Here is an 18819-nt window from a genome sequence, read left to right as displayed (position 1 = left end):
AAAGATAATAGTTTACTATATATACAAGGTTAGCAAAGGAAACTTGTTACGTTAGTAAGTGTCCTTCAATAGAACAATTTTATCCACAGGAAGGTAACTAGATTGCAGAACCACACTTTACCAAAAATACTGGTTGTCGATGATAACCAGAAGATCTTAGAACTGATGGAGGCCTACCTGACCTCTGACTATGAAGTACTAACTGCTTACAATGGAAAAGAGGGTCTTGACATCATTAAAAAAGAAGACATCGACCTTGTTCTGATAGACATTATGATGCCTGATATAGAAGGATACGAAGTTTGCAACATATTGAAAAATGATCCACGCACCCAATTTATACCTGTGATAATAGTATCCGCCCTTTCAAACAGGAAAGATCGCATAAAAGGATTTGAAGCCGGTGCTGATGAGTTCCTGACAAAACCTGTTGATCAGCTGGAACTTAAAACAAGGATCCGATCACTTCTAAAGATCAAGGAACTTAACGAGAAGAATGAATCTGAACGCAACCTTGCACGCAATTACCTGAACATTGCCGGAGTTATGATCACGGTTTTTGGTACTGACCGAAAGATCCAGCTAATGAATAAAAAAGGATGCGAGATAATCGGTTGCAGAGATGGTTCTTTGATCGGAGCAGACTTTTACGAAACACTGGTGCCCGAAAGATACAGAAAAGAGGGAATTGAACAATTCTACCGTTTTATCGGAGGGAATACAGAAGGCTTAGAAAGCTTCGAAGCCCCAATTCTGAGATTGGATGGCAAGGAGAGACACATACAGTGGCATAACTCACTCCTGCATGACAGAGAGGGAGAGATCATCGGAGTCTTATGCTCGGGGGAAGACATAACCGATAGAAAAAGGGCTGAAGAGGCACTTATCAAAGCAGAGGAGATACATGAGAAGGAGATACATCATCGGATCAAGAACAATCTTCAGGTAATTTCCAGCCTTCTTGACCTTGAGTCATCCAAATTCAGTGACCCGGATATTGCCAGTGCTTTCGAGAAAAGCAGGGACAGAGTCCATTCAATCGCAATTGCCAATGAGAGAATTTACCGTTCAAAAGAGAAGGGAAAAGTCAATTTTTCCAATTATGTGCAGGATGTCGTGAACTACCTGTAGCACATGAACGAACACCAGATCGAGTTAATAGACATAAATATCGAATCAAAGGACATTTTCATGAACTTTGATACCGCAACGAATCTGGGGTTGATATTAAATGAGCTTATTATAAACAGTTTCAAATATGCTTTCTCGGATGGAAAGGGAACCATCTCCATTAGTTTCCAGCAAATTGACGATCGTTTCACCCTTATAGTAGAAGATGATGGCATTGGATTCTCTGTAAAGGATATATTAGAAACAGACACCCTTGGCCTAAAACTGGTAAATGAACTTGTAGAACAGATCCAGGGCGAGATCCATATTGATGGAAGTTCAGGCTCAAAGTATACTATCAACTTCCGGAATTTAGTCCCTTCCAAAAAAGACTTATCCTTTGAAAATAAACTCTAATGTAGCAAGCAACTTTGCAACGAATGAGAGATTATGAACACCAGGCAAATAATAATCATAGCACTGCTTATAATTGCACTTGTAATTCCGGGTTCCAGCCTGTTAGGTGAAAAGGAATATCCCAAATTCTTAGAAGAACCATGGGACCATTCCCCAATTACAGTGTATATAGATGAGCAGAACACACCCCCGCATTACAGCCCATCATATCAACCCACGGTGATCAGGGCCCTGGAATACTGGGAAAATGGTGGAAACGGAAAGCTTAGTTACACACCTGTTTTTGAACTTACCAATACTTCTGATGCAGACATCTACATAATGTGGGTGGAGAATATGGAAGAGGTCACCGGTGCAGAAGAAGGAGTTGCCGGTTTTTGCAGACCGATGATCGCTAATGGTCGATACGTCCACGCAGACATCGTCCTGGAGGTAGGGGATTACAAAGGTTATTCCTGGCAACAATACGGCGATGACAATATGGAACAACTTGTCACTCATGAACTTGGTCATGCCCTTGGACTTGGCCACAGCAATGACATAAGGGACATTATGTACCCCACCTATGAGCAAAGGGAGAATCTGAATCCACTTCTTGTAGAAACAACCTATCCGCTTATAGTCATAAGCATATTGATAGCCATTGGGATATCAGGATATCTTGGAGTAGGCTGGTTACGATATCACAAAAGAAGGAAGCGGCTTGAGAATGAACTTCTCAAAGAGATGAAGTGACCGCCACGTTGTAAAATTGAGCAGAACAATTACCCGGAGATAAAAATGAAAGGAAAGCGTTTGAGGGCGTTCTGTCTGATTATTCCACTTCCGGGACTGGCATCAAAGTGGAAAGCCTTCAAAAAGAAAGCTTGAAGAACTTGGGCTTTTAAATGATAGCTGAAAAGAACGTTCAGAAGGACATTAATTTAAATAGTTTAGAAACCTCCACTCATTTGAAAGGCTTTATACGTTAACTTCTTATACAGAACGTAGAATTATAAGCACAGATTTATCCATTAATAAAAAACTTGACGCTTTTTTACGAGTGACAGGAGGATCATAAATGAAACAGCAGGTAGAGGTTAAAGAACTTAAAGAAGGTAAGTACGTACTTGAAGGTGATGAACCATGTGTGATCAAGAGCATCACAAAATCAAAACCAGGTAAGCATGGTTCCGCAAAGGCAAGAATCGAAGCAATTGGTATCTTCGACGGTCAGAAGCGTTCCATTATAAGCTCAGTTTCCGCCAAGACATACGTTCCAATCGTAGAACGTAAGACAGCACAGGTATTGTCCATTTCCGGAGATGTTGCTCAACTCATGGACATGGAAGATTACTCCACATTCGAACTATCCGTCCCTGAACAGTTCAAGGACAGAGTCGTTGAAGGCGGAGATATCACATACCTTACATCCATGGGCAAGATGAAGATCGACCTTAGATAAACCCTTTTTAAAGGGATAATATGTTCTACCGGCCTGGCATGATGGATGCACTGGCAGATCCCGAATCTGCCGAGTATGTCCTTTTTGGAGTACCATTTGATCGTACATCCTCATTCCGTGCCGGGAGCAGATGGGCTCCGGATGCTATGCGGAGTGCCTCTGCAAATTTTGAAAGTTATAACTCTTTTTTTGACATTGATCTTGCTGAGCTTCCCATATATGATGCAGGGAACTTCGAAGCAGGAGTTCTGGTCGAAGATGTGCTTAGTGAGCTCTATCTGGACGTCATTGGAATTACTGATGAAGGAAAGATACCCATAATGATGGGCGGAGAACACTCCCTTACCCTACCATGTGTTAAAGCCTGTGCGAAGAACGCAGATGGAGAATTTGGAGTTGTCGTACTGGATGCACATTTTGACCTTCGTGATGAATTTGAAGGTGTGAAGTACAACCATGCCTGCGTGTCAAGACATATACGTGACGAGGTCACTGATAATTATGTGACCATAGGTGTACGAAGTGGCCCAAGGGAAGAATGGGATTTCGCAAAAGATAATGACATCTGTTATTATACACCTGAGGATGTCGCTACCAAGGGACCCGAAGTACTTGTTCAGGAAATAAAGGAATATCTTAACTGCGACAGCATCTACCTGTCACTGGACATGGATGCCCTCGATCCTGCATATGCACCTGCACTGGGAACACCGGAACCATTCGGCCTTAGTTCTGTGGAAGTAAGAGATATCGTAAGAGGACTTGCCCCCATGTCAGTGGGTTTCGATGTAGTGGAGATCGCACCCGAATATGACAGCGGCCAAACTGCCATCCTTGGTACAAAACTTATCCGCGAATTCATTGCTGCACACGCTGCTTCAATGAACTGATATTTCTTCATGGTTAAGTTTATACACACCCCCAACAATCATATGGACAGAGACCATGACAGAGGAAATAATAGTAGTTTGCCCAATGTGTTCACCAAAGGATGCAGTGGGACATGATGTTTTAAGACCAGGACAGAACCCTGTAGTCCAATGCCACGAATGCGGAGCAGTGCATCCCGCTACAATCGAAGAAAAAAAGCCTGTTAAAGTTAAGGTTATCGTCAGCAAGGATGACGTTTCATTCACACTTCACACAGACATCGACGCCGGAGAAATGATCTATATCGATGACGAACTTGTGGTAGATGATGAAGAAGCAGATGAGGTATACCCGATCATCGTCACTGCTATCGAATCAGGCGGTCGTCGGTTAGACCGGGAAGCGATCGAGAACATCGATGTAATCTGGGGACGTGCCACAGACGAAGTTACCACAAAGATATCAATAAAGGTCCGCAACGGATCGACATCTGTGGAAAAAAGAGTGCCGGGAGAATTCGAGTTCGTTGTAGGCCAGAACTACAATGCTGAAAGGAAGGATTTCCACATAACCAAGATCAAGATAAGGGATGGAGGATTCCAGTCCCGTAAAGGAGATCGAGTTCCTGCTAAGTATATCAAACGTATCTTTGCTACCGAAGCACATAAAAGAGGATGGGGAGAGGCAAAGACTTCATGGAGTTCGAAGAGAGAAGAAAGATACTGATAGATTCCCTGAAGATAAACGGGATCAGTGACAGAGTCCTTGGCGCGATGATGCACGTCCCAAGGCACCTTTTTGTACCTGAGAGATTTCAGGAGACCGCATATATGGACATGCCCCTCCCTATCGGGCATGACCAGACGATCTCGGCACCACACATGGTCGCGATCATGTGTGAACTGCTGGACATTTCCAGTGGAATGAAGATCCTGGAGGTTGGAAGTGGGTCGGGCTACAATGCTGCTGTTATGGCAGAACTTGTAGGAGATGAAGGTCACATCTATACAGTGGAACGCATACCCGAGCTGGCTTATTTTGCAGAGAAGAACCTCAAAAGAGCAGGATACAGGAATGTCACCGTTCTTCAGGACGATGGGTCCTGTGGCCTAGCCGAACATGCACCCTATGAACGGATCAGTGTGACCTCTGCAGCACCGGAAGTTCCACGACCACTTATTGATCAGCTGGCACCTGAAGGCATAATGGCGATCCCGGTAGGCAATGGTGAGCAGCAACTTGTCGTTGTGAAAAAAGATATGAAAGGCAAGGTCAGCTACAAGTCTTGGGGAGCTGTTATTTTTGTGCCACTTATTGGGAAGTATGGATATTGAAGATCATATCAGCAAACCATGCTTTTTAACAATATTTTTTACTTATCTAACCTAACTTTTCCTAAACATATATACACACGCCAAACTATATACTCATACATAGATTTATGACCTGAGATAGGCGGATTATATGGAAACTAGAAAAATACAGCAGACCGGCGGATCCACATATATTGTATCCCTTCCAAAGAAGTGGGCCGAACGTGCCGGAATTACAACTGGTTCACAGGTAACGCTCCAGCCACAGCAAGATGGAACCCTAAACATTGCAGCTGAGGGAAGTTCCAGAAACTCTAAAAAAAAGAATATTATTGATGTTAACGCATGCTTTGGAGACGAACTTGTAAGGCTGCTGATAGCAGCATATCTATCGGGTCCGGACATAATTGAGATCAGGGCCAACCGAATACAGGCTGAGCAAAAGAAGATCATAAGGAACATCTGTTACAAGCTCATTGGGCCGGAGATCATCGAAGAGACCGCAAACTCTGTGCTGATCCAGGACCTTTTGAATCCCAACGAGGTTTCAATTAAAAAAAGTGTCAGGAGAATGTTCCTGATATCAAATTCAATGTTGAAGGACGCAATGCAGGCACTGAAAACCCAGGACCACGACCTTGCGCTTGATGTTATCGAACGTGATGACGAAGTGGACAGGCTTTTCCTGCTTATTTCAAAACAGTTCAGGACAGTACTTCGGGGAAGCCGCCTTCCCGATACATCAGAGACCACAATTGATGAGTACCACGACCTGCGTCTTTCTGCAAGTTCACTGGAACGTATCGCAGACCACGCATTCAAGATAGCAAAGATAGCAGCCACACTTGACAGCCCGATACCGGCAGATACCATGGCACTCATCGAAAGCTCCAGCACCACTTCAAGGGATATGGTGGAAGATGCCATAGATGCATTATACAACCAGAACACTGATCTTGCCAACCAGGTGATATCAAAGGTCGATGGTACGAAAGCAAGGATAAATGAACTGAACGCATCACTTCTTGACCTTGATTCCCCTGAAGCGATTGTGGCGCTGGGGACCGTGGCAGACAGTATCGACAGAATAGGAGAGTACGGGGCAAATATTGCAGAATTTGCGATCAATCTGTCAATGGCAATTGTCCAGAGCAAATAATGGTCCAATGAGGTCAGGACGGAACAGGATCAAATGAAAATTTAAGCGATTATTTATAAGGTATGAGTAATATCAAATCATCATAGATTTTAGTAGATATCACGATCTAACTCGGAGGAAATGGATGGGCGTAATAAGATCTTTTAAGAAAAATTTTTCAAACTTCTTCAAGAAGTTGTTTAACAAAAAGAATGCAAGGATAGGAATCTATGGTCCGCCTAATGCCGGGAAGACAACTCTTGCAAACAGGATAGTCAGGGACTGGACCGGTGACGCAATGGGTTCTGTTTCACACATTGCTCACGAAACACGCCGTGCAAGGCGTAGAGAAGGTGTGACCATACAGTCCAACGGCGGTTCCATTAGCCTTGATATTATTGACACCCCGGGTCTTGCTACCAAGATCGATTTCCATGAGTTCATGGAACAGGGTATGAATGAAGCAGAATCCAAGAGAAGAGCAAAGGAAGCTACTGAAGGTGTTATTGAAGCTGTGAAATGGCTGGAGAACCTTGACGGAGTTATCCTGGTGATGGATGCTACGGAAGACCCTTACACACAGGTCAATGTAACGGTCATAGGCAACATGGAAGCACGAAGCCTGCCTCTGCTGATCGTTGCGAACAAGGTAGATCTGCCGGAGTCATCCCCATCTACAATAAGAGAAGCATTCCCACAGCATCCAATGGTAGCAATATCAGCCCTTGAAGGAAAGAACATAGAAACTTTCTATGATGAGATCGCTAAGAGGTTTGGGTGATCGCAATGCAGGGTATTCAAATGGACTTGGTCTCAGAGGACAGGCTTGCAAAGATGCCACCTGTTGAGAAGATCAGATTTATTATAGACGAGGTCAAGAGTGGCAAGATCCTTGTTCTTGAGAAAGGACTCACTCCCGAAGAGGAGGCAACTCTTATCGAAATGACCATGACACAGATCCAGCCGGATGACTTTGCAGGCATTGAAATGGAAAGTTACCCTTCACAACCAGATGGCTCGTTGATCGGAAAGCTGTTCAAGAAGAATGTTGTACGCACCAGACTTACTGTAATTGGGCCTGCAAATAAGTTAAAAACACTGAAAAAAGATCGTGACATGATAAGTGCACTTGTGTCAAACAAATAACCGCGTGGTAAATTAATGAAAAACTCTTACGATAGATCCAGGACCAACGTCCAGGTCCATTCCCTTTCATCCTATGAGATGGGAAGTGACGACGTGAATGTGGTCTGCACTTATGGTAAGATATCGGTATGGTTTGGCCGGCAGACCCCTGATGTCGTAGTAGGCCAGACCCTTATTGCCATCTCAAAAGTAGATAAATCAGCAGTCTACGAAACCGAGCTTATTTGTGATTTTGATTCCATAACCAACTATGAAAGCAATGGATATGTGCTGGTATCATATGCTAAAGCAGATAATGGATATCGCGCCATGTTCAATGTGCCATTCCATAGCAACAAAGCACTGTTCCACCTGGCAGAGAATATTATCGAAGAACTGAAGACCGGTGATGCTAATCTGGACATCTACTGGAACGGCGACGATTCGGATATTACCAAGCTTTCAGATGAATTCAGGAAGATAAAAGGCTGGAGCATAAAAGAGATTATATACAAAGAGTAAGGTAAGCGCTGATACTTGCCCTTAAGTGCAGGAGGAATATAGTTAATGAAAGATATAATATCTTCAACAGAGTGCGAACATTTGATCTCATCCATCGAGCTTATGGCACATCATCTCGAAAGTGTAGCCGAAAGCATTGACAAAGAAGACATCAGACAGATGTTAACACAAATCATGGAAGCTGACAGCATCTTTGTCATGGGAGCAGGTCGTTCCGGTCTCGTGGGAAAAGCATTTGCAATGCGCCTGATGCACCTTGGACTGCGATCCTATGTCGTCGGAGAATCAACTACTCCTGCAGTCCGTAAAGGAGATGCAGTAATTGCAATATCCGGATCAGGAGAAACAAGATCTATCTCAGACCTTGGCAGGATCACAAAAGATATCGGTGCAACCCTTATCACAGTAACATCAAACAAGGAATCAACCCTTGGCAATCTTTCTGACATCGCCATGGAGATCAAAGGAAGAACAAAGGACGATACCGGAGGCTACCTCGAAAGGCATATGCGAGGAGAATATTCACACCTCACACCACTTGGAACATCCTTTGAGATATCATCACTCGTTTTCCTGGATGCAATGGTAGCAGAACTTATCTCCATTACCGGAGCTTCCGAGGACGATCTGAAATCACGTCACGCCAAACTTGAGTAAAGAGGATCTGACATGAGTTCCAAAGAATTTGCACAAAGGGTTCTCAATGTAGATATATCCGGCATCAGGAAGATGTTCGAAGCTGCCGGATCAGATGCTATCAACCTTGGCCTTGGCCAGCCCGATTTTGACACGCCTGCACACATAAGGCAGGCAGCCATCGATGCCATTAACGAGGGATTTACAGGATACACCTACGGATCAGGCATTGTAGAATTAAGAGAAGCATTGAGCCGCAAATTCGAACGGGACAATGGATTCGAGGTCAGCCCGGACGGCATCATAGTAACATCCGGAGCATCCGAGGCACTCGAGATAGCTCTTGCAGCACTTGTCGATCCCGGTGACGAGGTCATGATCGCAGATCCCGGATTTGTATCATACAATGCACTAACGGGATTTATGGGAGGAAAAGTTGTCGGAGTTCCGCTCGGGGAAGACCTGACAATGAGACCGGAGAACGTTCTTGAGAGAATCACTCCGAAAACAAAAGCAATTATCGTTAACTCCCCATGTAACCCCACCGGCGGAGTACTTTCAAAAGCCGATATGAAGGCTTATGCAGATATTGCAGATGATCATAATGTCACTCTCATTTCTGATGAGGTCTATGAGTACTTCATCTATGAAGGGGAACACGTAAGCCCTGCACAGTTCACGGATAATGTGATCACCATCAATGCAGTTTCCAAAACATACTCCATGACCGGATGGCGCGTGGGCTATACTGCTGCCAATCAGGAATACACTGAACAGATGCTGAAAGTTCACCAGTACGTACAGGCCTGTGCCAACTCAATTGCACAAAAAGCTGCACTTGCAGCCATCACCGGACCACAGGAATCAGTATTTGAAATGCGTGACGAGTTCAAAAGACGCAGGGATGTACTTGTTAAAGGTCTCAATGAGCTTGGAATGGAATGTGAAACACCAAAAGGTGCATTTTACATGTTCCCAAAGGTGGATGACAGTGCAGAAGTTGCTACAAAATTGATATCAAACGGTGTTGTAGTAGTACCCGGAACTGCCTTTGGACAGAACGGTGACGGTTATATAAGGATCTCTTATGCCACATCCATGGAGGATATCAACAGGGCACTTGAGATCATGAAAAAAGTACTTTAATCAGTCAAAGAGAGACTGATCATCTTCATTTTCTTTTTTGTTCTCGTCGATCATTTCGACAAGCTTGTCTACAATGGAATCAATGTTCTCACCAGTAGCAGTAGACATTTTCACATCTACAAATTCAGGCAGTTCGAACCTTGGATGATCAGATTTGTTCGCCACCACGTAGACCGGCAGTTCAAAGTTCTGGACAACTTCATCCAGCAAGCGCTTCTGGTCTTCAATCTCATAACCGCATGTCTCACTTGCATCGAGGATAAAGAGCACAACAGCATCCAGGTATTTAATAGCAGTTACTGCCTGCCTTTCAACATCATTTCGTTCAGCCATCGGCCTGTCCAGAAGACCAGGAGTATCGATCACCTGATAACGTTCAAGACCTCGCATGAAATGACCGATCAGAACACCTTTAGTTGTGAAAGGATAGGATGCAACTTCAGGACTTGCACCGGTGATCATTGAAACAAAGCTGGATTTTCCCACGTTCGGATAGCCGGCCACAACAATGGTAGGCTCATCACGCACATCAGGAAGCGTCCTCAGCAGATTGCGGGCCTCGTTCAGGAAAACGAGGTGTTTGCTGACAGTTGACATTATAGATCCCATACGTCCAAATGCCTCTTTACGTGTTGAAACAGGATCCTTGCTACTACGGATCTTACCAACATACTCCCTGGATATCTCATGGAGCTTGTTACTTGCCCAGTCAACCCCACCAAGGGCCTGACGAAGATCATCAACACCTACCACTATGTCAGCGAGCTCATAATAGAATTCAGGGAGGTCATCAAAATTCGGGAAACGCCTGACAATGTTCGACAGGTTATCAGAAAGAATGTTACCGGAGGTCATGATCATTGATTCATGCGCCCTCATGGCACTATCCTTGTCCCTTACGGTCTTGCCTGCTTTTGCACGCGTAGCTCTTCGAAATGCCTTGTCTATAAGTTCATCAGAAGTAGGGACAGTGTGAATCTTCTCAAATATCATAATTTTTACCTTTTATATTCAGGCTGAAACTCTCGTAAGCTATATAGTTTTGTTCCTTGAGAAGTATTTTTCATTATCATCCATTTCAAATCCTACAACATGTATATATAGTTCTTTTGAGTAAGTTTATCGAAAGAAAACGGTGATCTCATGGAACTTACACCTATTCAAAAAGAGATAATTATCGAATTGATCAACCTTCAACGTCAGAAGGATTCAGCAGTAAAAGGCGAAGAGATCGCTGAGCTTATAGACAGGAACCCCGGTACCGTAAGGAACCAGATGCAATCACTCAAGATGCTGGGACTAGTCGAAGGTGTACCCGGTCCAAAAGGCGGTTATCGCGCTACAGGTGCAGCATATGAAGCACTGAATGTTACATCCATGGACAAGGAAGCCGAAGTTCCACTATACAGAAATGAGGACATGGTCAAGGGAGCTACTGTTGCAGAGATCAGTTTTACAACAGTAAGGCATCCTGAAATGTGCAGCGGCAGACTGAAAGTGCTAGGAAATATCAAGGAATTCGCCGGAGGAGACCTTGTTCAGGTAGGACCCACACCGGTAAACCGCCTGATAGTAAGGGGAGAGGTAGTTGGACGAGATGATACAGAAAATCTGTTACTGTTCAAGATAACCGAAATGGTTTCCCTGCCAAAGAAGTCAGTTAAGCATTATATAAAGAAAGATACGATCTCGGTCGATGCAAACGCAACCATTCAGGAAGCTGCACGTGTATTTATCAAAAATAAGATACATGGTGCTCCGGTAGAAGAGCATGGAAGGATAGTAGGCATAGCAACTTTCATGGATATCGGGGAAACTCTTGCAAGTGGCAAGATCAACCTCAAAGTAAAAGATATCATGACGAAGAACATCATCACAATAGACGGCGAATCGTCCCTCAGTGATGCTGTGAAAATGTTCGATGATCACAACATCGGCAGACTAATTGTCACAGTTGAGGGAGTTCCAAAAGGAATGATTTCAAAAACAGACGTATTGCATGAATTGGTCGTATACTGATACGACCTTAATGCCTTCTTTTTTTCATTTCTTCAGAGATATCTTCAAGGCTTACACCTGTTGCCGCCAGCATGACAAGAAGATGGAACAAAAGGTCAGAAGTCTCGTAGATGATCTCTTTTTTGTCATCGTCCTTTACAGCAAGGATCGTTTCTGCAGTCTCTTCACCCACTTTTTCAAGGATCTTATTGATCCCTTTCCTGTGTTCAAGAAGAGAACAAACGTATGATCCCTCAACAGGATTGTTCTTGCGATCCATTATCACATCAAATACTTCGTTCAGGACAGACATATCTGCATCAGCCATTGGGAAAACTCCATTATAAACATTTTTTTGTTGTAAATTTAATTATTAAACATTTTTCCGGAACCTAGGATCGGATAACTTAGCTATTGTGCTACTCCTTTAAAAAGGATTTCAATTACCCGATGCTTATTTATACCTAGTTCTTCAAAAATAAATATTGTAACAGTAACCATATGCTGTAGGTATCGAACGCTGAATACTAAACACTGAATATTCCGGAGATAATAAGGAGGAAGGAAATTGATAGCAGAAAACATGCAGGTCAAAGACGTTATGACAAGAGGAGTAGTAACGGTACCGATGGAATCAAATGCTGTTGAAATAGCCAGGACAATGGCAGACAATAATGTCTCTGCCATAGTGGCTATAGAAGAGAACGGTGAAACCTTTGGCGTCATATCTGATGTAGATATCCTACGCAAAATGAAGGACAAGAACTGGGAGATATCTTCAGTTGAAGACATTATGTCCGACTCAGTAGAAACGATAAGCCCATCCTCCACCGTTCATGATGCTGCAGACCTGATGGTTGATAAAAAAGTACACCGCCTGATCGTCATGTCCGAAGAGACCGTAGGTGCTTCCTACCGACCGATAGGAATACTCAGTGCAAGAGACATAATCAAACAGCTGTTCCAGAAATAACGGATCAGCTTTCTTTTTTAAGAAGATAATGATTCTAAGGATAAGAAGCAATGTGACGTTGGCTTGTAATCCTACAAAATATGACGGAATCATGTTGGTTTATAATCCAACGTCTTGACTCAGTAATCAATATTCAGATATATCTGTTTTGGTCACCAAATAAAAAAAGAGAACTGAGAGGTAACTCTCAGATCTTTCTTGGATCAGTTATCTCGCCTGTAAGTGCAGATGCTGCAGCGGTTGCAGGTGAACTAAGATATACGAATGATTCCGGACTACCTTCACGTCCCTTGAAGTTACGGTTGGATGTTGCCAGACCGACCTCGCCATCACCGAGCAGACCAAAGGACCCGCCCATACATGGACCACAGCATGGGGACTCGACCATTGCACCAGCTTCCATGAACTGTTCTACGTATCCTGCACGCAGTACCTTCATGTATTCTGTCCTTGATGCAGGAATGATAAGCAGACGTACGCCTTTTGCGACTGGTTCATCACCCATCATCTCAGCCACGATCTTGATATCCTCAAAGCGACCGTTGGTACAGGAACCAACAAAGATCTGGTCAAGCTTAGTACCTTCAACTTCGGTTACCGGCTTCACATTGTCAACATTGTGAGGACATGCGACCTGTGGTTCAAGATCAGATACATCGTAGTCATGGAACTCTGCATATTCTGCTTCATCATCGGATTTCCAGTATGGATCCAGCTTGTAATCAGGAATACGCTCCTGGAGGTATGCCTCTGTTACCTTGTCCGGTTCGATGATACCTGCTTTTCCACCCATTTCAATTGCCATATTGGAAACTGTCATACGTTCTGAGATCGAAAGATCCTCGATGGCGGAACCGGCATATTCAGCTGCCATGTACCTGGCGCCCTCTGCACCGACATCGCCGATCAGGTGCAGGATGAGATCCTTGGAATAGACATTTTTTGGAAGCTTTCCGTTAACCTCGAACCTGATCGTGTCAGGAACCTTGAACCAGAGCTTTCCGGATGCGAAAACTGCTGCCATATCGGTCGATCCGACACCGGTAGAGAAAGCACCAAGGGAACCATATGCACATGTGTGTGAGTCAGAGCCCACGATAAGATCACCGGGCCTTACATGCCCCATCTCAGGCATGACCTGATGGCAGACACCTTCATAAACGTCATAGTTCAGTATGTCCTGCTCCTTTGCAAATTTTCGGAGCATAATGTGGTTTGCAGATGCATGGAGAGAATCAGCAGGGACCTGATGGTCAAAAACGATCACGATCTTGCTTGGGTCCCAGACCTTTTTCTCTTCCTTGTCACGCATGATGTCGTAGAAACCCTCTACTGCGAGTGGTCCTGTGATGTCGTGAGTCATTGCACGATCGATGTTCGCAAGTACAAACTCTCCTGCTTTCACCGGTTTTCCTGAAGCTTTGGAGAAGATCTTCTCTGAGATCGTCATTGGATGATCATTACTATTGGCCATGGTAATCAGTCCAATTAAGGCATATCTTATAAATAAAACAATCGATGAACATGGTCACTCATATAATTTAAGTGAAAAGATGGACATTCCAGTACAATCATGAACAACAAAGCTGAGATCCCCACCTGAAAGGATATTATTGAAAATATCAAGCGAGCCAGGAGAGGTATGTATTTCCTCAAAATTTTCATAGAGAAGGGTCGTATCTTTTATTTCTGTAACATACCTCTCGACCAGATCCCTTGCAAGAATAATGGAATCCTCATAAGAGATATCATCTCCCAATCCCTCACACTCAGAGGTATTTAACTCCCCATTGTTGATATAGAAAGGATAGGTCCTGCAAAGCATCGACCTGTTAGCATAAATACTGCATCGGTTGTGAACGTTACCTTCGCAAAAGTCATCATTGCACAGGTCATCTTCACCACTGACCCCCCCATCATTTCCAAGAAAAAGACAGTCTCCCGACTCCTTCCTTTTAAGCATCCAGCCAAAAGTGTTCAGCCGTCCTTTCGAATCGAGCTCGAACTCATGAAGATGTTCACGAACGGAAGATGAAGAGTACATATCCATCCCATCCGGAAGCATTGGAATAGCAGCATCTTTAGGACATGTCGAACACCCTTCCAGCATTTCCCTATCCGCAGATGTAAGAAAAACACGGTTGTCACCGCCTGATCTTTTACAACAGCTTCCACACATCCGACATGAGAAACCGATCTCACGTATCTGTGATGCAATATCTTCAATTAAAATAGAGCCGGCAGCTTCAAGCTCTTCCTGAAGGCCTTTGATCAAAGACTGCCGGTAATTAGAGAACATGGTCTGTTATTCGTATTAAGTATCAGAAGATTTATTCTACAGTCTCGTCAACACCTATCGCATTGAGGAATTTCTTAACAACTGCTTCGTTGACAAGCCTCAGAAGTGTTTGACGATCCTTTATATCGCTGAACACTCCAAGCGGGATCTGGGCTCCTGCAGCATTTGAATGACCTCCTGCGGCTTCCTCTCCGAAGGCCTTCCTGAGCACTTCACCGAGGTTGACCCTGATATCATTGCTTCTGCCTGAAAGGAAGATCCGGTCTTCGGAAACCCCGAAAACAATGGATGTTGAAACCCCTTCAAGATTAAGCAGATAATCAGATGCCTGCGGAAGTGTATCACGGTCACGAACTACACCAACATTGGTCAGGAGATAACTGCCGATCACCTGCCTGTTAATAATGGCTTCACCAAGGATATCAAGTGTCTCAAGAGACATGGATGGCCGTTCAAGCTGGTCCAGTATCTCATGGTCAGCCAGAGGATAAAGGAATGCTGCTGCAGACAGGTCTGCTGAATCCGTGTTTCTCCTGAAATCCAGTGTATCAGTCCTGATACCATAAAGCAGAGCCGTTGCAAGCTCACTTTCAATTTCGATATTAAGCTCCTGGAGATACTTGGTAAGTATTGTGGCGGATGCTCCTACGTTGGGGCGAATATCCACAAAATCAGCATCGATCTCAATCTCCCCCAGAGGGTGGTGGTCAAGGACGATGCCAAGATGCGTACCCGAAGAGAGCATGTTATTAGCACCAGGCACAGCGCAATCCACCATTGCAATATCATCAAATTCAGAGATATTGTGTTCTTCCATCCTGTTAAGGTCAATACCAAGGAGGTTTACGAATGCTTTGTTCTCCTGATGGCCTATCTCACCATGGTACAGAATAGATGATCTCACATCAAATGAATCCGCGATCTTTTGCAGTGCAAGAGCACTGGCAATTGCATCCGGATCAGGATTATCATGAACTACAATAGCAAGGTCTTTGCCGGAAATTCCTTTGAACCACTGGGACAATTTGTTTCCACGGCGCAGGGATTCTGCACGACCCAGAGACCTTGCGACCGATCTTGCAACCAGTCTTGAAGGCATTACAACAAGATCTGCACCAAGTCCGTCCATCTCCTGCATACTTATGACATCAGATGCCCTGGCAACGCAGTAAGTATCATCCAGTTCCAGACTGGCTATGTTTTCAAGTGCCTTTTTATTGGCATCATTATCAGAACTCAGAACAAGTATTCCGGAAAGTTCCTTTGGATTTACATGCTGAAAAATATCAGGATCTGAAATATCACCTGCGAAGGCCTCATATGCCTCTTCACGCAGTGTTTCTACCTTTTGTGTGTCCCTGTCAATAATTATAAGGTCTTTATCGAGCTCACGAAGCTCCTTTGCAACAGCAAAACCGATACTTCCACTTCCAAGTATCAGATATGTTGGATTCAACCATTTCTTGACCGGGGCATCCATTTCTTTTAAAGCGGGTATTGTTATACCTCCTTGTAAGCTATAATTCTTTATCCAGTATTAAGGTTCTTTCGGTGAAAAAATGTACAGGAATAAAAGGTCATCGGGAACAACATCGAACTTATTCCGGACATCATCCAAGATCAGTAACATTATTGATACATCTAAATACAATGCAAACTAAAGAATAATAGAGGAACATGAGGTCGATAACATCTTCGCGAATGCAGGCAATCGATGCCAACTGTGAATATCTTGGGCTCAAAGGACTGCAACTTATGGAAAATGCAGGAGCTGCCATTGCACGCGAAGTAAAGGAGCGGATCGGGAGCGGAAAGGTCCTCTTCATTGCAGGCAGGGGGAACAACGGAGGAGATGCGTTCGTTGCTGCGAGACATCTGGCATCAGATCCGAAAATAATGGTTTATGTCGTACTTGCAGGACAGTCAAGCCACATAAGGACAGATGATGCAAGACATAACTTCAATATCCTCAAACACTGCAGTATTAAAGGGACCCTTGAACTCACAGATGCATCACAACTTCAGAATACAGGATGGATCGATGATTCCGATATTATTGTAGATGCACTGCTTGGAACCGGGATCAGCGGAAAACTGAGAGAAACAGAATCCACCATCATCGATCTGATCAACGGATCAGGTAAACCGGTGATCGCAGTTGATGTACCATCAGGCTTTGACCCCGATGGAGGAGAGATTGACAAAGCAGTGATCGCAGATATTACCCTCACTTTTCATGAAATGAAGACAGGACTTACGACATCCCTTGCCGGCGAATATACTTCCGAGGTTAAAGTCGTAAATATCGGAGTATGTGAAGATGCAGAAAAATGCGTCGGAGCAGGGGACCTGAAAGTCCTTCAAAGGCGCCGTGCAGATAGCCACAAAGGCAATTCCGGCAGGATACTTATCGTTGGAGGCGGACCTTATTCCGGTGCACCGGCACTTGCAGCCATGGCAGCGTTGCGAATAGGTGCTGATATTGTCACCGTAGCTGCTCCTGCCAGTGTTGCAGAAACTATTGCATCATATTCCCCTAATATAATAGTAAGACAACTTTCATCAGATATCCTTTGTGAAGAGGATGTTGAAAAGATAGCCGAACTGATAACATCACATGATGTAGTGGTCATTGGAATGGGTCTTGGAAGAGCAGACAGGACAAAAGCAGCGATCTCAAAGATAATACCTTTCTGTAAGAAAGTGGTTGTGGATGCTGATGGACTTTACGGCATCGAACTGCCCGTTCCCGAAGATACAACAATGATCATCACGCCGCATGCCGGGGAATTCAGATCACTTGGAGGTAACGGGCCAGATGATGTGCAGGCATTTTCCAAAGAGAATGGGCTGACCGTACTTCTTAAAGGTAAGGAAGACACCATCAGCAACGGAGAAAGGGTTGCCATCAACAATACCGGTAATGCAGGAATGACGGTCGGTGGCACTGGCGATGTGCTCGCAGGAATTACAGGGGCGCTCTTTGCGATAAGTTCTCCAATGGAAGCAGCATGTTGTGCAGCTTTTATTAATGGTGCAGCAGGAGACCTCGCATTTGAAGAAAAGGGTAATGGACTGATTGCTACTGATATTATAGACAGGATTACAGATGTTATGAAATAAAGGGAGTGGTAAAATGGATAAAAGCAGAAATATAACAGTAGATATTGAAAGGAACAGGGTACGCATAGTTGTCAGCCATGGAGAGGACGAGGAAATAGTGAAACTTTCCATCGCTGAGGCAAAGGATCTACTCACAAAGGTGGGAGATGCTGTCGAAGATTATGACCAGAGAAAACAGGTGCGTATCGACTAAGTGGAGAGAAGTATCAGATGCAGGAATTTAGCCATATAAAGGATGACCGTGCATACATGGTCGACATCAGTAACAAGGACATTGTGAGCAGGTATGCAACGGCTTCCGGAAGAATCAGTCTTACGGACCCGACCATCGAAAGTATCAGAAGTGGAACCGTTGAAAAGGGAAATGTCCTTGCAACTGCAAGGACTGCTGCTATATTAGCGGTAAAGAGAGTACCTGAAATGATACCCATGTGCCATCAGATACCCATCACATCAGTTGATGTGGAATTTGAGATTGGAGATTCGGACGTTACAGCTAATGTTGAGGTCAGGTCTGTAGGAAAGACCGGAGTTGAAATGGAAGCTCTCACCGGAGTCTCCATAGCACTTCTTACGATATGGGATATGGTCAAATCCGCTGAAAAGGATGATACAGGGAACTATCCTTCTACTGCTATCAAAGACATACATGTTGTCAAGAAGGTCAAGGAACAACTGACAAACCAATGACTTTTAATGGTTCAA

The 18819-nt window shown here is 44.1% G+C and carries 23 protein-coding genes; 18 read left to right on the top strand and 5 right to left on the bottom strand.

Features of this window, described 5'->3' with window-relative positions:
- Window positions 1-102: 102 nt before the first annotated feature.
- The 13 genes from J7W08_RS10695 to J7W08_RS10635 all read left to right on the top strand — a co-directional run bounded on the left by J7W08_RS10695 (window position 103) and on the right by J7W08_RS10635 (window position 9721).
- The gene (locus J7W08_RS10695) at window positions 103-1131 is read left to right on the top strand and encodes a response regulator (protein ID WP_233084434.1); all 1029 of its coding nucleotides are present in this window, start codon (window positions 103-105) and stop codon (window positions 1129-1131) included.
- 3 nt (window positions 1132-1134) lie between these two features.
- Window positions 1135-1527 carry a sensor histidine kinase gene (locus J7W08_RS10690; RefSeq protein WP_233084433.1) on the top strand — a complete coding sequence of 131 codons (393 nt, stop codon included), beginning with the start codon at window positions 1135-1137 and terminating at the stop codon, window positions 1525-1527.
- A gap of 33 nt (window positions 1528-1560) precedes the next feature.
- Complete coding sequence (locus tag J7W08_RS10685) at window positions 1561-2262, top strand: M57 family metalloprotease (RefSeq protein ID WP_233084432.1); 702 nt, start codon at window positions 1561-1563, stop codon at window positions 2260-2262.
- Between the two features lie 325 nt (window positions 2263-2587).
- Entirely contained in the window at window positions 2588-2971 is a 384-nt protein-coding gene (locus tag J7W08_RS10680; RefSeq protein ID WP_233084431.1) for a translation initiation factor IF-5A, read from the top strand.
- Window positions 2972-2991: 20 nt separating this feature from the next.
- Complete coding sequence (gene speB / locus J7W08_RS10675; protein WP_233084430.1) at window positions 2992-3861, top strand: agmatinase; 870 nt, start codon at window positions 2992-2994, stop codon at window positions 3859-3861.
- 55 nt (window positions 3862-3916) lie between these two features.
- Window positions 3917-4567, top strand: coding sequence for an HVO_0476 family zinc finger protein (locus J7W08_RS10670; RefSeq protein ID WP_233084429.1), 651 nt, complete (start codon window positions 3917-3919; stop codon window positions 4565-4567).
- Window positions 4516-5175: a protein-L-isoaspartate O-methyltransferase gene (locus J7W08_RS10665; RefSeq protein ID WP_233084428.1), complete on the top strand. Its 660-nt coding sequence runs from the start codon at window positions 4516-4518 to the stop codon at window positions 5173-5175. The genes J7W08_RS10670 and J7W08_RS10665 overlap by 52 nt, the downstream gene beginning before the upstream one ends.
- 130 nt (window positions 5176-5305) lie before the next feature.
- A complete protein-coding gene (locus tag J7W08_RS10660) occupies window positions 5306-6313 on the top strand; it encodes a phosphate uptake regulator PhoU (protein ID WP_233084427.1) in 1008 nt (335 codons plus the stop codon).
- Between the two features lie 124 nt (window positions 6314-6437).
- Window positions 6438-7073, top strand: a complete 636-nt coding sequence (dipA, locus tag J7W08_RS10655) for a divisome-positioning GTPase DipA (RefSeq protein ID WP_048193465.1) — start codon at window positions 6438-6440, stop codon at window positions 7071-7073.
- 5 nt (window positions 7074-7078) lie between these two features.
- Complete coding sequence (gene dipB / locus J7W08_RS10650; RefSeq protein ID WP_233084426.1) at window positions 7079-7438, top strand: divisome-positioning protein B; 360 nt, start codon at window positions 7079-7081, stop codon at window positions 7436-7438.
- Between the two features lie 15 nt (window positions 7439-7453).
- On the top strand, window positions 7454-7939 hold the full coding sequence (locus J7W08_RS10645) for a hypothetical protein (protein ID WP_233084425.1): 486 nt from the start codon (window positions 7454-7456) through the stop codon (window positions 7937-7939).
- A gap of 45 nt (window positions 7940-7984) precedes the next feature.
- The gene (gene hxlB, locus J7W08_RS10640) at window positions 7985-8596 is read left to right on the top strand and encodes a 6-phospho-3-hexuloisomerase (protein WP_048193462.1); all 612 of its coding nucleotides are present in this window, start codon (window positions 7985-7987) and stop codon (window positions 8594-8596) included.
- A gap of 12 nt (window positions 8597-8608) precedes the next feature.
- A complete protein-coding gene (locus tag J7W08_RS10635) occupies window positions 8609-9721 on the top strand; it encodes a pyridoxal phosphate-dependent aminotransferase (RefSeq protein WP_233084424.1) in 1113 nt (370 codons plus the stop codon).
- Here the strand turns inward: J7W08_RS10635 and J7W08_RS10630 are convergent, their stop codons facing one another.
- The gene (locus tag J7W08_RS10630; RefSeq protein ID WP_233084423.1) at window positions 9722-10714 is read right to left on the bottom strand and encodes an NOG1 family protein; all 993 of its coding nucleotides are present in this window, start codon (window positions 10712-10714) and stop codon (window positions 9722-9724) included.
- Between the two features lie 150 nt (window positions 10715-10864).
- Here J7W08_RS10630 and J7W08_RS10625 point away from each other — a divergent pair, with 150 nt between their 5' ends.
- Window positions 10865-11740 carry a CBS domain-containing protein gene (locus J7W08_RS10625; RefSeq protein WP_233084422.1) on the top strand — a complete coding sequence of 292 codons (876 nt, stop codon included), beginning with the start codon at window positions 10865-10867 and terminating at the stop codon, window positions 11738-11740.
- A gap of 7 nt (window positions 11741-11747) precedes the next feature.
- On the opposite strand, the gene hisE is transcribed toward J7W08_RS10625, so the two are convergent.
- Window positions 11748-12047, bottom strand: coding sequence for a phosphoribosyl-ATP diphosphatase (hisE, locus tag J7W08_RS10620; RefSeq protein ID WP_233084421.1), 300 nt, complete (start codon window positions 12045-12047; stop codon window positions 11748-11750).
- 240 nt (window positions 12048-12287) lie between these two features.
- Between hisE and J7W08_RS10615 the strand changes: the two genes are divergently transcribed.
- Complete coding sequence (locus J7W08_RS10615; protein WP_048193457.1) at window positions 12288-12692, top strand: CBS domain-containing protein; 405 nt, start codon at window positions 12288-12290, stop codon at window positions 12690-12692.
- Between the two features lie 187 nt (window positions 12693-12879).
- Here the strand turns inward: J7W08_RS10615 and J7W08_RS10610 are convergent, their stop codons facing one another.
- The 3 genes from J7W08_RS10610 to J7W08_RS10600 are packed head-to-tail and all read right to left on the bottom strand — an operon-like array spanning window position 12880 to window position 16471.
- Window positions 12880-14166, bottom strand: coding sequence for a 3-isopropylmalate dehydratase large subunit (locus tag J7W08_RS10610; protein ID WP_201770290.1), 1287 nt, complete (start codon window positions 14164-14166; stop codon window positions 12880-12882).
- A 54-nt stretch (window positions 14167-14220) separates the two neighbouring features.
- On the bottom strand, window positions 14221-14991 hold the full coding sequence (locus J7W08_RS10605; RefSeq protein ID WP_233084420.1) for a YkgJ family cysteine cluster protein: 771 nt from the start codon (window positions 14989-14991) through the stop codon (window positions 14221-14223).
- A 31-nt stretch (window positions 14992-15022) separates the two neighbouring features.
- Window positions 15023-16471, bottom strand: a complete 1449-nt coding sequence (locus tag J7W08_RS10600) for a DHH family phosphoesterase (RefSeq protein WP_233084419.1) — start codon at window positions 16469-16471, stop codon at window positions 15023-15025.
- A 197-nt stretch (window positions 16472-16668) separates the two neighbouring features.
- On the opposite strand from J7W08_RS10600, the gene J7W08_RS10595 reads away from it, so the two are divergent.
- The 3 genes from J7W08_RS10595 to moaC are packed head-to-tail and all read left to right on the top strand — an operon-like array spanning window position 16669 to window position 18804.
- Complete coding sequence (locus tag J7W08_RS10595; RefSeq protein ID WP_233084418.1) at window positions 16669-18114, top strand: NAD(P)H-hydrate dehydratase; 1446 nt, start codon at window positions 16669-16671, stop codon at window positions 18112-18114.
- 13 nt (window positions 18115-18127) lie between these two features.
- Window positions 18128-18307: a hypothetical protein gene (locus J7W08_RS10590; protein WP_048193452.1), complete on the top strand. Its 180-nt coding sequence runs from the start codon at window positions 18128-18130 to the stop codon at window positions 18305-18307.
- 17 nt (window positions 18308-18324) lie between these two features.
- Window positions 18325-18804 carry a cyclic pyranopterin monophosphate synthase MoaC gene (moaC, locus tag J7W08_RS10585; RefSeq protein WP_233084417.1) on the top strand — a complete coding sequence of 160 codons (480 nt, stop codon included), beginning with the start codon at window positions 18325-18327 and terminating at the stop codon, window positions 18802-18804.
- The last annotated feature ends 15 nt before the right edge of the window (window positions 18805-18819 follow it).

Source organism: Methanococcoides orientis, assembly GCF_021184045.1.
GTDB lineage: Archaea > Halobacteriota > Methanosarcinia > Methanosarcinales > Methanosarcinaceae > Methanococcoides > Methanococcoides orientis.
The sequence above is the reverse complement of the archived record's forward strand: the minus strand, read 5'-3'. Positions and strand labels throughout refer to the sequence as shown.

What these genes read in the sequence shown, in the direction of transcription:
- J7W08_RS10690 (WP_233084433.1), top strand. Translation starts at nt 1,135, where the DNA reads ATGAACGAACACCAGATCGAGTTAATAGACATAAATATCGAATCAAAG.
- J7W08_RS10685 (WP_233084432.1), top strand. Translation starts at nt 1,561, where the DNA reads ATGAACACCAGGCAAATAATAATCATAGCACTGCTTATAATTGCACTT.
- J7W08_RS10680 (WP_233084431.1), top strand. Translation starts at nt 2,588, where the DNA reads ATGAAACAGCAGGTAGAGGTTAAAGAACTTAAAGAAGGTAAGTACGTA.
- speB (WP_233084430.1), top strand. Translation starts at nt 2,992, where the DNA reads ATGTTCTACCGGCCTGGCATGATGGATGCACTGGCAGATCCCGAATCT.
- J7W08_RS10670 (WP_233084429.1), top strand. Translation starts at nt 3,917, where the DNA reads ATGACAGAGGAAATAATAGTAGTTTGCCCAATGTGTTCACCAAAGGAT.
- J7W08_RS10665 (WP_233084428.1), top strand. Translation starts at nt 4,516, where the DNA reads ATGGGGAGAGGCAAAGACTTCATGGAGTTCGAAGAGAGAAGAAAGATA.
- J7W08_RS10660 (WP_233084427.1), top strand. Translation starts at nt 5,306, where the DNA reads ATGGAAACTAGAAAAATACAGCAGACCGGCGGATCCACATATATTGTA.
- dipA (WP_048193465.1), top strand. Translation starts at nt 6,438, where the DNA reads ATGGGCGTAATAAGATCTTTTAAGAAAAATTTTTCAAACTTCTTCAAG.
- dipB (WP_233084426.1), top strand. Translation starts at nt 7,079, where the DNA reads ATGCAGGGTATTCAAATGGACTTGGTCTCAGAGGACAGGCTTGCAAAG.
- J7W08_RS10645 (WP_233084425.1), top strand. Translation starts at nt 7,454, where the DNA reads ATGAAAAACTCTTACGATAGATCCAGGACCAACGTCCAGGTCCATTCC.
- hxlB (WP_048193462.1), top strand. Translation starts at nt 7,985, where the DNA reads ATGAAAGATATAATATCTTCAACAGAGTGCGAACATTTGATCTCATCC.
- J7W08_RS10635 (WP_233084424.1), top strand. Translation starts at nt 8,609, where the DNA reads ATGAGTTCCAAAGAATTTGCACAAAGGGTTCTCAATGTAGATATATCC.
- J7W08_RS10630 (WP_233084423.1), bottom strand. Translation starts at nt 10,714, where the DNA reads ATGATATTTGAGAAGATTCACACTGTCCCTACTTCTGATGAACTTATA.
- J7W08_RS10625 (WP_233084422.1), top strand. Translation starts at nt 10,865, where the DNA reads ATGGAACTTACACCTATTCAAAAAGAGATAATTATCGAATTGATCAAC.
- hisE (WP_233084421.1), bottom strand. Translation starts at nt 12,047, where the DNA reads ATGGCTGATGCAGATATGTCTGTCCTGAACGAAGTATTTGATGTGATA.
- J7W08_RS10610 (WP_201770290.1), bottom strand. Translation starts at nt 14,166, where the DNA reads ATGGCCAATAGTAATGATCATCCAATGACGATCTCAGAGAAGATCTTC.
- J7W08_RS10605 (WP_233084420.1), bottom strand. Translation starts at nt 14,991, where the DNA reads ATGTTCTCTAATTACCGGCAGTCTTTGATCAAAGGCCTTCAGGAAGAG.
- J7W08_RS10600 (WP_233084419.1), bottom strand. Translation starts at nt 16,471, where the DNA reads ATGGATGCCCCGGTCAAGAAATGGTTGAATCCAACATATCTGATACTT.
- J7W08_RS10595 (WP_233084418.1), top strand. Translation starts at nt 16,669, where the DNA reads ATGAGGTCGATAACATCTTCGCGAATGCAGGCAATCGATGCCAACTGT.
- J7W08_RS10590 (WP_048193452.1), top strand. Translation starts at nt 18,128, where the DNA reads ATGGATAAAAGCAGAAATATAACAGTAGATATTGAAAGGAACAGGGTA.
- moaC (WP_233084417.1), top strand. Translation starts at nt 18,325, where the DNA reads ATGCAGGAATTTAGCCATATAAAGGATGACCGTGCATACATGGTCGAC.